At 57.8% G+C, this 14,137-nt stretch carries 16 protein-coding genes; 13 read left to right on the top strand and 3 right to left on the bottom strand.

Annotated elements, in window-relative coordinates:
• The first annotated feature begins 8 nt into the window (after positions 1 to 8).
• Positions 9 to 1,580, top strand: coding sequence for a methyl-accepting chemotaxis protein (locus BJ885_RS18145; RefSeq protein WP_121932365.1), 1,572 nt, complete (start codon positions 9 to 11; stop codon positions 1,578 to 1,580).
• Here BJ885_RS18145 and BJ885_RS18140 read toward each other — a convergent pair.
• Complete coding sequence (locus tag BJ885_RS18140) at positions 1,552 to 1,908, bottom strand: LysR family transcriptional regulator (RefSeq protein WP_029739255.1); 357 nt, start codon at positions 1,906 to 1,908, stop codon at positions 1,552 to 1,554. The genes BJ885_RS18145 and BJ885_RS18140 overlap by 29 nt on opposite strands.
• Positions 1,909 to 2,058: 150 nt before the next feature.
• Positions 2,059 to 3,057 (bottom strand): class 1 fructose-bisphosphatase, encoded by a 999-nt coding sequence (gene fbp, locus BJ885_RS18135; protein WP_023310178.1) that lies wholly within the window; start codon positions 3,055 to 3,057, stop codon positions 2,059 to 2,061.
• 197 nt (positions 3,058 to 3,254) lie between these two features.
• Between fbp and mpl the strand changes: the two genes are divergently transcribed.
• The gene (gene mpl, locus BJ885_RS18130; protein WP_032662469.1) at positions 3,255 to 4,634 is read left to right on the top strand and encodes a UDP-N-acetylmuramate:L-alanyl-gamma-D-glutamyl-meso-diaminopimelate ligase; all 1,380 of its coding nucleotides are present in this window, start codon (positions 3,255 to 3,257) and stop codon (positions 4,632 to 4,634) included.
• A gap of 94 nt (positions 4,635 to 4,728) precedes the next feature.
• Here the strand turns inward: mpl and yjgA are convergent, their stop codons facing one another.
• Positions 4,729 to 5,280 (bottom strand): ribosome biogenesis factor YjgA, encoded by a 552-nt coding sequence (gene yjgA / locus BJ885_RS18125; RefSeq protein WP_029739257.1) that lies wholly within the window; start codon positions 5,278 to 5,280, stop codon positions 4,729 to 4,731.
• Positions 5,281 to 5,375: 95 nt separating this feature from the next.
• On the opposite strand from yjgA, the gene pmbA reads away from it, so the two are divergent.
• The 11 genes from pmbA to BJ885_RS18070 all read left to right on the top strand — a co-directional run bounded on the left by pmbA (position 5,376) and on the right by BJ885_RS18070 (position 14,126).
• On the top strand, positions 5,376 to 6,728 hold the full coding sequence (gene pmbA / locus BJ885_RS18120) for a metalloprotease PmbA (RefSeq protein WP_023310180.1): 1,353 nt from the start codon (positions 5,376 to 5,378) through the stop codon (positions 6,726 to 6,728).
• 41 nt (positions 6,729 to 6,769) lie between these two features.
• Positions 6,770 to 7,156: a cytochrome b562 gene (gene cybC / locus BJ885_RS18115; protein ID WP_008501412.1), complete on the top strand. Its 387-nt coding sequence runs from the start codon at positions 6,770 to 6,772 to the stop codon at positions 7,154 to 7,156.
• 314 nt (positions 7,157 to 7,470) lie between these two features.
• Complete coding sequence (locus tag BJ885_RS18110) at positions 7,471 to 7,809, top strand: glycine dehydrogenase (RefSeq protein WP_025911967.1); 339 nt, start codon at positions 7,471 to 7,473, stop codon at positions 7,807 to 7,809.
• Between the two features lie 10 nt (positions 7,810 to 7,819).
• Positions 7,820 to 8,182, top strand: coding sequence for an SFCGS family glycine-rich protein (locus BJ885_RS18105; RefSeq protein WP_010427372.1), 363 nt, complete (start codon positions 7,820 to 7,822; stop codon positions 8,180 to 8,182).
• Positions 8,183 to 8,184: 2 nt separating this feature from the next.
• A complete protein-coding gene (locus BJ885_RS18100) occupies positions 8,185 to 8,484 on the top strand; it encodes a DUF4312 family protein (RefSeq protein WP_006810338.1) in 300 nt (99 codons plus the stop codon).
• Between the two features lie 22 nt (positions 8,485 to 8,506).
• Entirely contained in the window at positions 8,507 to 9,283 is a 777-nt protein-coding gene (locus tag BJ885_RS18095) for a DUF4311 domain-containing protein (protein WP_023310182.1), read from the top strand.
• Positions 9,284 to 9,296: 13 nt separating this feature from the next.
• The gene (locus tag BJ885_RS18090; RefSeq protein ID WP_023310183.1) at positions 9,297 to 9,938 is read left to right on the top strand and encodes a DUF4310 family protein; all 642 of its coding nucleotides are present in this window, start codon (positions 9,297 to 9,299) and stop codon (positions 9,936 to 9,938) included.
• A 42-nt stretch (positions 9,939 to 9,980) separates the two neighbouring features.
• Positions 9,981 to 11,114: an amidohydrolase/deacetylase family metallohydrolase gene (locus BJ885_RS18085; protein WP_047646500.1), complete on the top strand. Its 1,134-nt coding sequence runs from the start codon at positions 9,981 to 9,983 to the stop codon at positions 11,112 to 11,114.
• On the top strand, positions 11,098 to 12,216 hold the full coding sequence (locus tag BJ885_RS18080) for a DgaE family pyridoxal phosphate-dependent ammonia lyase (protein WP_121932366.1): 1,119 nt from the start codon (positions 11,098 to 11,100) through the stop codon (positions 12,214 to 12,216). Before BJ885_RS18085 ends, BJ885_RS18080 begins: the two co-directional genes overlap by 17 nt.
• Positions 12,213 to 12,953 carry a 2-dehydro-3-deoxy-phosphogluconate aldolase gene (locus BJ885_RS18075; protein WP_121932367.1) on the top strand — a complete coding sequence of 247 codons (741 nt, stop codon included), beginning with the start codon at positions 12,213 to 12,215 and terminating at the stop codon, positions 12,951 to 12,953. The genes BJ885_RS18080 and BJ885_RS18075 overlap by 4 nt, the downstream gene beginning before the upstream one ends.
• Positions 12,954 to 12,989: 36 nt before the next feature.
• Positions 12,990 to 14,126, top strand: a complete 1,137-nt coding sequence (locus tag BJ885_RS18070; RefSeq protein ID WP_121932368.1) for a lactonase family protein — start codon at positions 12,990 to 12,992, stop codon at positions 14,124 to 14,126.
• Positions 14,127 to 14,137 lie beyond the last annotated feature (11 nt).

The following is a 14,137-nucleotide window of genomic DNA, read 5'->3' as shown; positions in this document are numbered from 1 at the left end:
ATAATATCATGCTTAAAACGCTATCGATTCGTACCGGCTTGCTCTCTTTACTGGCCGTTATGACCCTTCTGCTGCTGATTGTCAGCGGCATTGGCATTTATGCCCTCACACAGAGTTCTTCTTCACTGCAGCGTATTAATCACCTTCAGGGTGAGCAGATGGTGCAGCTTAATTCAGGCTATACGCTGATCCTGCGCGCGCGCAATGAGGCGGGCCAGGCCGTCCGCATGATGGAAATCGGCATGCTGGACGATGCGGCCAAAGCGGTAAAAAACATCAATCAGGAAGTTGCCCTGGCCCAAAAAACGCTGAAAGGCGTAATCGACGGCGGCGTGGCTGACGAGCAGGGGCAACAGCTGCTCGATAAAGTGGCGGCCAGCCTGGCGACGTATAGCCAGCAGGGGATCAACCCGATGCTGAAAACCCTGAATGACCAGAGCGCGGACGGGTATTACGATCTGCTGGAGAAGACGCTGATTCCGGTGGCGAAGCAGTTTGATAACGATATGCAGGCGTTTCAGAAATGGAGCGAAGCGCGTGGTCAGGCGGAAGTGAGTGCCGTGCAGGCGAGTAAAACCCACGTACTGATCCTGATTATCGTCGCCGCGCTGCTGACGGCGGGCATTATCGTGCTCGCCTGGCTGGTGCTGCGCCATATGCTGCTCAAGCCGCTCTCTGCATCGATCGCTCAGCTGGAGAACGTGGCGGCGGGGGATTTAACCCATACGCTGAATGCCCCCGCGAGCCAGGAGTTTAACCGCCTCAACGCGGTGATAGAGGAGATGCGAAAGTCGCTGATGAACTCGGTTATGCGGGTACGCGATGCCAGCTCGCAAATTGACACCGGCAGCCGTGAGCTGACGCTGGGAAACCGCGATCTTGCCGAGCGTACGGAATCCACCGCCACGTCGCTTGAGCAGACTGCGGCCAGCATGGAACAGATCACCGCGACGGTGAAGCTCAACGCCGATAACGCCGAGCAGGCGCACCAGCTGGCGAAGTCGGTGTCCGACACGGCCGATCACGGCAGCGAAATGGTCTGCTACGTCATTGAAAAAATGCGCGATATCTCCGGCAGCTCGGCGCGCATCGCCGACATCCTGAGCGTGATCGACGGTATTGCCTTCCAGACCAATATCCTGGCGCTTAACGCCTCCGTGGAAGCGGCGCGAGCGGGCGAGCAGGGGCGCGGGTTTGCCGTCGTCGCGGGCGAAGTGCGAAACCTCGCCAGCCGCAGCGCCGACGCCGCGAAAGAGATCCGAACGCTTATCAGTGATTCGCAGACCCACGTTAACGAGGGCAGCGAGCTGGCCCAGCAGGCTGGCGAGACGATGGACGAGATCGCAACAGAAGTGCTGCGCATGACCAAACTGATGCGTGAGATTGCGACCGCGTCTCAGGAGCAGAGCCGCGGTATTGAGCAGGTGAATATTGCGGTAAATCAGATGGACGAAACCGCGCAGCAGAATGCGGCGCTGGTGCAGCAATCCTCCGCCGCGACCCGCTCCCTTGAGGAGCAGTCGCGTCAGCTGATGGAAGCCATGTCATCATTCAAAGTGGCGACTCAGACCGCTGCATAATATTACCCAGCCCCGGTACGTTCTGTGCCGGGGTTTTATTTTTCCCGGAATTAACTGCCGCAATATTATCGTGAATATCACCCATTAATATTTCCAGCGAGCTGGTTAAGGCTAACGCCTTTTCCGTCGGTTCAAGATATAAACCTTTGCGGAAAAATAACGGTTCATCAAAGAGTTGATTAAAACGCTTTAAGGCCAGACTCACCGCCGGACGTGACATCTCCAGACGCAAAGAGGCTTTTGCCATGCTGCCGCAGCGGACGATCTCAATAAATACAGGGATAAGATTTAAATCAATGCCGGTATTAGCACGGGAATAATTTTTCATTGCGATTCTGCTCCACGAAATATCTGTCAAACTGTTATGGAAATAATGCAGGAGCAGTGGTGAATATTAAAGCATGTTTTTTATAAACACTTATACGGTAAAATATATAAATGACCAGGGGAGCCAGAACGGCTCCCCTGTAGAGAGGCATTACGCGTCCGGGTACTCACGGATAAAACGCTCAACGTCTTCAACCATGTGGTTGTTGCCGACGAAGAATGAACGGCGCTGGTGAAGGCTTTCCGGCACGATATCCAGAATACGCTCTTTACCGTCGCTCGCCTTGCCGCCCGCCTGTTCGGCGAGGAACGCCATCGGGTTGCACTCGTACAGCAGGCGCAGCTTCCCGTCCGGGTGGCTGGCGGTGCTTGGGTAGAGGTAGATACCGCCTTTCAGCAGGTTACGGTGGAAATCCGCGACCAGAGAGCCAATATAGCGGGATGTGTACGGGCGCTGTGTCGCTTTATCTTCTTCCTGGCAGAATTTAATGTACTTCTTCACGCCGTTCGGGAATCGGATGTAGTTGCCTTCGTTGATGGAGTAGGTGTTGCCTTTCTCCGGGAAGCGCATGCGTTCCTGGCTCAGACAGAAAACGCCCAGTGACGGATCGTACGTAAAGGCGTGAACCCCGCACCCGGTGGTATACACCAGCATGGTGGAGGAGCCATAAACAACGTAACCGGCAGCAACCTGATTAATGCCCGGCTGCAGGAAATCTTCTTCGGTCACCGGCGTGCCAACAGGCGTGACGCGGCGGTAGATGGAGAAAATGGTACCGACAGAAACGTTAACGTCGATGTTTGAGGAGCCGTCGAGCGGATCCATCAGAACAACGTATTTAGCGTGTTCACACCCTTCGAAAACAACAATTTCATCTTCTTCTTCAGAGGCGATACCCGCAACGATGTCGCGCGCGCGCAGTGCAGCTTTCAATTTTTCATTTGCGAACAGATCGAGCTTCTGTTGAACCTCGCCCTGAACGTTCTCGGCACCGCTGGCACCCAGGATATCGACCAGACCGGCCTTGTTGATATCACGGTGGATGATCTTAGCGCCCAGCTTTATTGCCGACAGCAAAGCAGTGAGTTCACCGGTAGCATGAGAGAACTCGTGCTGCTTTTCGACAATAAATTCACCTAACGTTTTCATAACACTTTCCCTGCATCTTTGTGAGTAGAGCGATTGTATGTTCACTAAAACGACTAAAGCCCAACAATCTTAACAAACATTCAAATATTAGCGCAGAGGTGAATCGCGCCAGCAACATACGGATTTACCTGAAATGCGTTTCACAGCCGCTAACATGTGAGTAAAATGTGCGCCACATTGAAGAAGGATAGTGACGTATGCGCATTCATATATTGGGGATTTGTGGCACTTTCATGGGCGGACTGGCAATGCTGGCGCGCTCGCTGGGCCATGAAGTGACAGGTTCGGACGCCAATGTGTATCCGCCAATGAGCACACTTCTGGAGAAACAGGGCATCTCGTTAATTCAGGGCTACGATGCCAGCCAGCTTGATCCCGAGCCGGACCTGGTGATCATCGGCAACGCCATGACCCGCGGCAATCCGTGCGTCGAGGCGGTTCTGGAACGCAATATTCCGTTCATGTCCGGCCCGCAGTGGCTGCATGACTTCGTCCTGCGCGACCGCTGGGTGGTTGCCGTTGCCGGTACGCATGGCAAAACCACCACCGCGGGCATGGCGACCTGGATCCTCGAAGCCTGCGGCTACAAGCCTGGCTTCGTGATTGGCGGCGTACCGGGTAATTTCGACGTTTCTGCGCGTCTGGGCGACAGCCCGTTCTTCGTGATCGAAGCCGACGAATACGACTGCGCGTTCTTCGACAAGCGTTCCAAGTTCGTGCATTACTGCCCGCGCACGCTGATCCTCAACAACCTTGAGTTCGACCACGCGGATATTTTTGACGACCTGAAAGCGATCCAGAAACAGTTCCACCACCTGGTGCGCATTGTTCCGGGCCAGGGGCGCATCATCCTGCCGGAGAACGACATCAACCTGAAGCAGACGATGGCGATGGGCTGCTGGAGCGAGCAGGAGCTGGTGGGCGAGCAGGGCCACTGGCAGGCGAAAAAGCTCAACGCCGATGCCTCCGAGTGGGAAGTGCTGCTCGACGGTGAGAAAGTGGGTGAGGTGAAGTGGGGCCTGGTGGGCGAGCACAACATGCACAACGGCCTGATGGCCATTGCTGCGGCGCGTCACGTGGGCGTTCTGCCTGCGGATGCGGCCAATGCGCTGGGCTCGTTTATCAATGCCCGTCGCCGTCTGGAACTGCGCGGTGAAGCCCACGGCGTTACCGTGTATGACGATTTCGCGCACCACCCAACCGCCATTCTGGCCACGCTTGCCGCCCTGCGTGGCAAGGTTGGCGGGACAGCCCGCATCCTGGCGGTGCTGGAACCGCGCTCGAACACCATGAAGATGGGCATCTGCAAAGATGACCTCGCGCCGTCGTTAGGACGCGCCGATGAAGTCTTCCTGCTGCAGCCGCAGCATATTCCGTGGCAGGTGGCCGAAGTGGCCGACGCCTGCATTCAGCCTGCGCACTGGAGCGCGGATGTGGATACGCTTGCGGATATGGTGGTGAAAGCCGCACAGCCTGGCGACCACATTCTGGTGATGAGCAACGGCGGTTTTGGTGGGATCCATCAGAAGCTGCTGGACGGTCTGGCGAAGAAAGCGGAAGCGGCCGCCGCAGAGTAAAAAAAAGCCCGGTGGCGCTTGCGCTTACCGGGCCTACTTTCCCGTGTTTTCTCCCTCGCCCCTCTGGAGAGAGGGCTGGGATGAGGGGAAGAGATTACTCTTCGTTCTCAGACAGCTCGCGCAGATACTGGAAAATCAGGCGCGCAGACTTCGGCGGCTTATTCCCTTCTTTCTCTTTCTGCGCGTTGCGGATCAAGGAACGCAGCTGCTGGCGGTCGGCATCCGGCCACAGGTTCAGCACTTCCGGTACGGCATCATCACCCTGTTCAATCAGGCGATCGCGGATCTGCTCAAGCTTATGGAAAAACGCAACCTGCTGGTTGTGGCGGTTTTTCAGCTTGTCCAGCGCCTGGCGGATCGGATCGACGTCGCGCTGACGCAGCATTTTCCCGATAAGCTGAAGCTGGCGACGACGGCCTTCTTTCTTGATTTTCTGTGCCAGTTCAATGGCATCACGCAGATCCTGGTCGAGCGGGATCTTGTCCAGCGCGTTTTTACCCAGTTCTACCATTTCTGCGCCAAGCTGTTTTAACTCTTCGGCGTCACGTTTAATTTCACTTTTACTGACCCAGATGATCTCATCATCTTCGTCTTCGATGTCATCACCGGGAACGTCGTCGAGCCAGTCTTCGGGCTGCTTAGTCATGTCAGGCTCCTTAAAAAAAGAGGCTAATGTTACCAGTTAAGACGCGCACTGAAAAACGGTTCTCTGTTAGACTTCAGATAACTCTCTCTTACAGTATGGCATTTGCGATGAAAGTAACCTCACAAGTTGAAGCGCAGCGTAAGATTCTTGAAGAAGCCGTCTCCACCGCGCTGATGCTTGCTTCAGAAAAATCAGATGGCGCCGAAGTGGCGGTCAGCAAAACCACCGGCATCAGCGTGAGTACCCGCTATGGTGAAGTGGAGAACGTAGAATTCAACAGCGATGGCGCGCTTGGGATCACGGTGTATCACCAGAATCGCAAAGGCAGCGCGTCATCCACCGATCTCAGCCCGGATGCCATTGCCCGCACGGTGCAGGCTGCGCTGGATATCGCCCGTTATACCTCTCCGGATCCTTACGCAGGCGTGGCGGATAAAGATCTGCTGGCATTTGACGCGCCGGATCTCGATCTTTTCCACCCGGCGGAGGTGACCCCGGACGAAGCGATCGAGTTGGCCGCACGCGCCGAGCAGGCTTCCCTGCAGGCTGATAAGCGCATCACCAATACCGAAGGCGGCAGCTTCAACAGCCACTACGGCATCAAAGTCTTCGGCAACAGCCACGGCATGCTGCAGGGCTACTGCTCTACCCGTCATTCGCTCTCCAGCTGCGTGATCGCCGAAGAGAACGGAGACATGGAGCGTGACTACGCCTACACCATTGGCCGCGCGCTGGGGGATTTGCAGTCTCCTGAGTGGGTGGGTAAAGAGTGTGCCGAACGCACGCTGTCACGCCTGTCGCCGCGTAAACTCTCCACCATGAAGGCCCCGGTCATTTTTGCCAACGAAGTGGCAACCGGTCTGTTTGGCCATCTTGTGGGCGCTATCGCGGGCGGCTCGGTTTACCGTAAATCGACCTTCCTGCTCGACTCGCTGGGCAAGCAGATCCTGCCGGAATGGCTCACCATTGAAGAACATCCGCACCTGCTGAAAGGGCTGGCCTCCACGCCGTTCGACAGCGAAGGCGTGCGCACCGAACGTCGCGATATCATCAAAGACGGTATTCTGACGCAGTGGCTGCTGACCAACTACTCCGCGCGCAAGCTGGGTCTGAAAAGCACCGGACACGCTGGCGGCATTCACAACTGGCGCATTGCCGGACAGGGCCTGAACTTTGAACAGATGCTGAAAGAGATGGGCACCGGTCTGGTGGTCACCGAGCTGATGGGCCAGGGCGTAAGCGGCATCACAGGAGACTACTCGCGCGGCGCGGCGGGCTTCTGGGTGGAAAACGGCGAAATCCAGTATCCGGTAAGCGAGATTACGATTGCCGGCAACCTGAAGGACATGTGGCGCAATATCGTTACGGTCGGTAACGATATTGAAACACGTAGCAATATACAGTGTGGTTCTGTACTTCTGCCGGAAATGAAAATCGCCGGTCAGTAATACCCGTAAAGGCGTTTTAATAATAAAAAAGGAAGTGAGCAATGCGTAAACATCTGTTAGCGATCGTCGCGGCTTCAACGCTGGTTCTTGGCTCTTCTGCGTTTGCTGCCGATCTTGAAGACGACATGGGCATCCTCGGTCAAAACCTGAAGGTGGTGCAGAAAACGGACAATGCGGCTGAAATGAAAGACGCGCTGACCAAAATGCGTGAAGCGGCGCTGGACGCACAAAAAGCGACGCCTCCGAAGCTGGAAAGCAAAGCGGCAGACAGCGCAGAGATGAAAGACTACCGCCACGGCTTTGACGTGCTGGTCGGCCAGATCGACGGCGCGCTGAAGCTGGCTAACGAAGGCAAAGTGAAGGAAGCCCAGGCGGCGGCCGAGCAGTTTGTGACGACCCGTAACACGTATCACAAGAAATACCGTTAACCGATCGCGCATCTGACAAACAACCAGCGGGGGCCAGTGGCTCCCGTTTTTTTACGCGGTAATAAGTAAACCCTATCGCCATCACATTTTTGCGTCACCACGCCTGAACGTTTCGTTTCCCCGGCGCGCGTTTTGCCGCTGGAATACGTGATATTCATCACGCAAATACCGGGATTAATTCAGATTCACCGCATTTATGTGGCACAGATCACTGCTGCGGCTCGCCTTTCCACTTCGAAGTGGAAAACAACTCGCTACAAACAATTCCCCCCCAACGTTAGTTTTATTCCAGAGCCATTAACGGGGTAAGACCAGTGATTAACGGAGCGGTAATGAACGACGTTGGGGAACAGGCAGAGCAAACAGAACAGCTCGCGAACACCATGCTGCAGCAGGTTTATGCCCTGCTGGCCCGAAACAACATCATCCCCAATGCGGTACAGGAGCAGATGCTCACCTCACACGTGCGCGCAATGGCGCACCGGTCCGTGACCGGCGAGCCGCTGCCGGAGGTTGAAGCAGAGCTGTTTGACGAAATTTCACCGGATTCAATGCGGCTCGCCCGTGAAGTGGTCGCGCAGTTTGGCAATCTTCCTGATGAAGAAGCCTGGCTGCTCTCCGTTCACTTTGAAGTCGCGAAAGACAACCTTTAAGGAGCAACACATGGAACAGATTACAGTCGTGATTGGCGATCGCCTGGGTAAAGGTCAGAAAGTGGCTGCCGGTGTGGAAAAAGCAGGTGGACGCGCGGTGGTTGTGCCGGGCATGGCGGCGGACATGAAGCTCGGCGACATGATGAAGGCGGAAAACGCCACCTTCGGCATCTCCTTCTGCGGCAGCGGCGGCGCGGGTGCCATCACTGCCCAAACCAAATATGGCTACAAGGCCAAATACGGCATGCGTTCGGTGGAAGAAGGCGTGACCGCCATCAACGAAGGCTGCAACGTGCTGGGCTTTGGCTTTATGGATAAAGAAGAGCTGGGCGAGCGTCTGGTACAGGCGTGGCAGAAGAAATACGGCGCATAAGCATGAAAGAACAGTTCACAACCACGGTGAGAGTGAAGGGCAAAGGCGACGCTAAAGCGCGCGCCTTTGCTGACGCGCTCAACCACGTTCAGGCCGCGGTGATGAAAGCCTCACCGCATATCTTACTGCGTATTGAGCCACAGGATGTGCAGGTCGTTCAGGCGCAAGAAGCGGTGCGTAAAGAAGCGTTTCTGTTCTTCTTTCTGCGCCGGGAAAGACGCACCTACAGCGTGGAGCTGGATGTGACCGTCAACGTGACCGCTATCAATCTTGACCAGGTGGATTTCGTCACGCAACGCTGATTATTCATAAAAGGGCAGACTGATGTTCTTAATTATATTAATAAAATCGCTCATCATTGGCGGCCTGGTTGGCGTCGGTGTCGGAGCCGGGGCTGCACGCATGTTTCATGCGCCTACCACTCAGGGTATGGGCGCGTTTCGTACGTTGGGGGAACTGAACTCCTGTGAAGGGGATCCGGCGTCCCACTTCTCCTTTGGGTTAGGCTTCTTCTTTAACGCCTGGGCCTCTTCCGTGGCCGCAGGTGCCTTCACACAGGACGTTGACCACCGCATCATCCCGAACTGGGGTGCTGCTGCACTGATGATCAAAAACCGTAACGTCGGCGAAACGCTGCACGACCCGCGCAAAATGGCGATTGCCTGCGGCGTGATCGGCATGCTCGTCGTCACCTTCCTGAACCTGACCGCCTCCTCCGTTCCGGCAGCGCTTCAGGTCACCGCCGTCAAAGTGCTGGTGCCTGCGGCAAACCTGCTGGTGAACACCGTCATGCCGGTGATCTTCTGGCTGGCGGCCATCGACGCGGGTAAAAAATCGGGCTTCTGGGCCACCATCTTTGGCGGCGCGGCGCAGCTGATCATGGGCAACGCCGTACCGGGCCTGGTGCTGGGGATCCTGATCGGTAAAGGCGTGGAAGAGAGCGGCTGGAACCACGTCACCAAAGTGATGATGGCGGCGATCGTCCTGCTCTTCGTGCTGAGCGGCTTCTTCCGCGGCTTCGACATGAAGATGATCGAATCCTTCCATCTGACCGTGCCGAACTGGCTCGACATGATCCACAACTCGCTCAGCGGTAAATAACAGGAGCCTCTACATGGAACAGAATAAAGGTTTTTGGTATGCCGACTGGTCGTTCCCGATCTTCGTTGGCCTGCTCTCCTCCGGCGTCTTCGCCGGGACGCACATGTACTACCTCTACGGCATCGGCGCGTTTAACGAAGTGGCCTTCGTGGCGATGCTGAAAGCGGGGATAGATACCGGCGTCTACGGCGCGGTGGCGGCGTTTGGCGCGAGCTTCCTGTTCGCCCGTATTATCGAAGGCTCGCTGGTGGGGATTCTCGACATCGGCGGTGCGATCCAGACCGGCGTCGGTCTTGGCGTTCCGGCGCTGCTGCTGGGCGCGGGCATCATGTTCCCGGTGACCAACTTCATTGCCGCGCTGATTACCGGCCTGGTGATTGGTCTGGCGATTGGCTACGTCATCATCCTGGCGCGTAAGTTCACCATCAACCAGAGCAACTCCACCTACGGTGCAGACGTGATGATGGGCGCGGGTAACGCCTCCGGCCGCTTCCTCGGGCCGTTGATTATCCTCAGCGCCATGACCGCCTCCATTCCTATCGGCGTCGGTTCCCTGCTGGGTGCGCTGGTGTTCTACATCTGGCAGAAGCCGATCACCGGTGGCGCCATTCTCGGCGCAATGCTGTTGGGCTGGCTGTTCCCGGTCGCCCTTTAATACCCGCGGGCGCTCAGGCGCCCGCCTTATCAGGAGATCCTCATGTTTGATTTACTCCTGCGCCGTGCGCGCCTTGCCGACGATACCCTGACCGATATCGCCATTCAGGACGGGAAGATCGCGGCGCTGGGCGACATTGACGCCCCCGCGCATAAAACGGTTGAGCTGAACGGCGACGTGTTCGTCAGCGCAGGCTGGATTGACTCCCACGTTCACTGCTACCCGAACTCCCCGATTTACCACGACGAGCCGGACAGCGTGGGCATTGCCACCGGCGTCACCTCCGTGGTGGACGCGGGCAGTACCGGTGCCGACGACGTGGACGATTTCTACGACATCACCCGCAGGGCCTCTACCGAGGTGTTTGCCCTGCTGAACATCTCCCGCGTGGGGCTGATTGCCCAGAACGAACTGGCCAACATGGCGAATATTGACGCCGACGCGGTGACGCAGGCGGTGAAGCGCCACCCTGATTTTATCGTCGGCCTGAAGGCGCGCATGAGCAGCAGCGTGGTCGGTGAAAACGGCATTACGCCGCTGGAGCGGGCGAAAGCCATTCAGAAAGAGAACGGCGACCTGCCGCTGATGGTGCATATCGGCAACAACCCGCCGAACCTCGACGAAATTGCCGAGCTGCTGAGCTCCGGCGACATCATCACCCACTGCTACAACGGCAAACCCAACCGCATTCTGACGCCCTCCGGCGAGCTGCGCGCCTCCATTACGTCTGCGCTGAAGCGCGGCGTGCGTCTGGACGTCGGCCACGGTACGGCGAGCTTCAGCTTCGAAGTGGCGAAACGCGCCATCGCGATGGGCATTCTGCCGCACACCATCAGCTCGGATATCTACTGCCGCAACCGCATCAACGGCCCGGTGGGCTCGCTGGCAAGCGTAATGTCTAAATTCCTCGCCATCGGCATGTCGCTGCCGCAGGTGATTGACTGCGTGACTGCGAACGCTGCCGACGGCCTGCGCCTGTCGCATAAAGGCCGCATTCAGCCGGGCCTCGACGCCGACCTGACGCTGTTTACGCTTAAGCGCCAGCCGACGGTGCTGACGGATGCTGAAAACGACAGCCTGCAGGCTGAACACATTCTGGTGCCGCTTGCCGCGATCCGCGCGGGCAAGGGCTACATGACCGAACAAGGGAGCACGGAACATGCCTTCGATTTATGAGAAGTACAACTTAAAGCAGGTTATCAACACCTCTGGCCGCATGACGGCGCTGGGCGTCTCCACGCCGCGCCCGGAAGTGGTGCAGGCGGCGATGGACGGCATGAATCACTATTTCGAGATGAAGGATCTGATCAACAAAACCGGGGAATACATCGCGAAGCTGCTGGATGTGGAAGGCGCGACGGTGGTCTCCTGCGCGTCGGCGGGCATTGCTCAGTCGGTGGCGGCGGTGCTGGTGAAAGACAGCGACTGGCTGCTGGAAAACCTGCACGTGACTCCGATTGAGAACAACGAAATCGTCCTGCCGAAAGGCCACAACGTGAACTTTGGCGCGCCGGTGGGCACCATGGTGGCGCTGGGCGGTGGCAAGCTGGTGGAGGCGGGCTATGCCAACGAATGCTCTGCCGATCAGCTGGCGGCGGCGATCACCCCGCGCACGGCGGCGATCCTCTACATCAAATCGCACCACTGCGTGCAGAAAAGCATGCTCAGCGTCGAGCAGGCGGCGGTGGTGGCGCGCAAGCACGATCTCCCGCTGATCGTCGATGCGGCGGCGGAAGAAGATCTGCACGCCTACTACCGATCCGGTGCCGATCTGGTGATCTACAGCGGCGCGAAGGCGATTGAAGGGCCAACCAGCGGGCTGGTGATCGGCAAAACCCAGTACGTTGAATGGGTGAAGCGTCAGACGGCGGGCATTGGTCGCGCCATGAAAGTGGGCAAGGAGGGCATTCTTGGTCTGACCTGCGCCATCGAACACTACCTGACGGCGATCAAAGAGAGCGGGGCCGAGATGGTGGCGAAGATGACGCCGTTTATCGAGGCGCTGAACACCCTGAACGGCGTCACCGCGCGCGTGGTCTGGGACAGCGCCGGTCGCGATATCGCGCGCACCGAGATTAAGTTCGACGAAGCCGCTACGGGCGTCGGCACGGGCGATCTGGTGGCGAAGCTGAAACAGGGCGAATACGCCATTTACTTCCGTGGCTACAAGGCCAACGAAGGGATTATCGAGGCGGACGTGCGCAGCGTGAATGCTGACCAGCTGAACATCGTGTACCGCCGCATTAGTGAAGTATTAGGACAGGAGAAAAAAGCATGAAACTGACCCCCAACTTTTACCGTGACCGCGTCTGCCTGAACGTGCTGGCAGGATCGAAAGCCAACGCCAGCGCCATTTACGAGGCGGCGGAAGGTCACGTGCTGGTGGGCGTGCTCTCCAAAAATTACCCGGACGTGGCGAGCGCCGTTGCCGATATGCGTGAATATGCCGCGCTGATTGATAACGCGCTTTCCGTTGGGTTGGGCGCGGGCGATCCGAACCAGTCGGCAATGGTGAGCGAAATCTCCCGTCAGGTGCAGCCGCAGCACGTCAACCAGGTGTTCACCGGCGTGGCCACCAGCCGCGCGCTGCTGGGGCAGAACGACTCCGTGGTCAACGGTCTGGTCTCGCCGACCGGCACTGTCGGGATGGTCAAAATCTCCACCGGACCGCTGAGCAGCAACGCGCCTGACGGCATCGTACCGGTTGAAACCGCGATTGCCCTGCTGAAAGATTTCGGCGGCAGCTCCATCAAATACTTCCCGATGGGTGGCCTGAAGTGCCGTGACGAGTACAAAGCGGTGGCGGAAGCCTGCGCCCGTCACGACTTCTGGCTCGAGCCGACCGGAGGTATCGATCTGGAAAACTATGAGGAGATCCTGCAGATCGCTCTCGACGCGGGCGTGAGCAAAATCATCCCGCATATCTACAGCTCGATTATCGACAAAGCCAGCGGCGATACGCGCCCGGAAGACGTGCGTACGCTGCTTGCGATGACGAAGAAGCTGGTGCAGTAGAACAAAACCTTACCGCACACACCCAAAGGAGCCACCATGCACACCCGTACCCTGCTTGTTGCTTCACTCTCAATGTTCGCCACCGCCGCCATCGCCCAGACGCAGTACGCCTGGGTGGGCACCTACAACCCCAACGGCGAAGGGCTGTACCGCTTTACCGTTGACCCGCAAAGCGGCGCGCTGGCGAATAAAACGCTGGTGAGCAAGCTGCCGAACGCCGCGCAGCTGGCCGTCTCGCACGACGGCAAAACGCTCTATCTGGCAAGCGAGGTGGAGCAGGGCGTGGTGCAGGCGCTGCGGGTGGGGGATAACGGCGCGCTGAGCGAGCTGAATCAGGTGGCCTCCGGCGGTGCGGGGCCGGTGTATCTTTCCCTGACGCCGAACGGTCGCCATCTGCTGGTGGCGAACTACGTCAGCGGATCTATCGCAGTGCTGCCCGTTAAAGCAGACGGCAGCCTGGGTGAGGCCACGGACACACATCAGGATCGGGGCGAACCGGGCGCGGCGAAGCCGGAAGCGGCAGCGGAGGGCAGCTTTGCCATCAGCGATCATAACGGCCCCCACGCGCACATGATCGCCGCCGATCCGAGCGGGAAATACGTCTTTTCCACCGATCTTGGGCTGGATCGCCTCTACCAGTACCGTTTTGACGATCGAACAGGGAAGCTGACGCCGAACGATCCGCCGTTTATCAGCGCCTCCTCAAAAGGCGCCGGGCCGCGCCACTTTGTCTTTACGCCAAAAGGCGATGCCCTGTGGCTGATTAACGAAGAGGCGTCTACGCTCACCCATTATACCGTGAGCGCCAACGGCACCTTAAAAGAGGGCAAAACGCTTTCAGCCCTGCCGGAAGGTTACAAAGGCACCAGCTTTGCTGCCGGGCTCGCATTAAGCGCCGACGGTAAACAGCTGTATGTGGCTAACCGTTTGCATAACAGCATCGGGCACTTTACCGTAACAGCGGAGGGCACGCTGACGCATCAGGACGACGTCTGGACGCGCGGCGACTACCCGCGCACCCTGACGCTCGATAAGCAGGGGCGCTGGCTGTACGTCATGAACCAGCGCAGCGACAACATTACCCGTTTCCGCGTGGCGCAGGACGGCAAATTGAGCTTCGAGCCGGACTACATCCCGGTCGGCAGCCCATCCCAGATGGTCATTTCACCTTAAGCTGTAAGAGG

The organism is Enterobacter sp. WP_7_1 (assembly GCF_003688535.1).
GTDB lineage: Bacteria > Pseudomonadota > Gammaproteobacteria > Enterobacterales > Enterobacteriaceae > Enterobacter > Enterobacter asburiae.
This window is presented reverse-complemented; position numbering and strand designations above follow the sequence as displayed.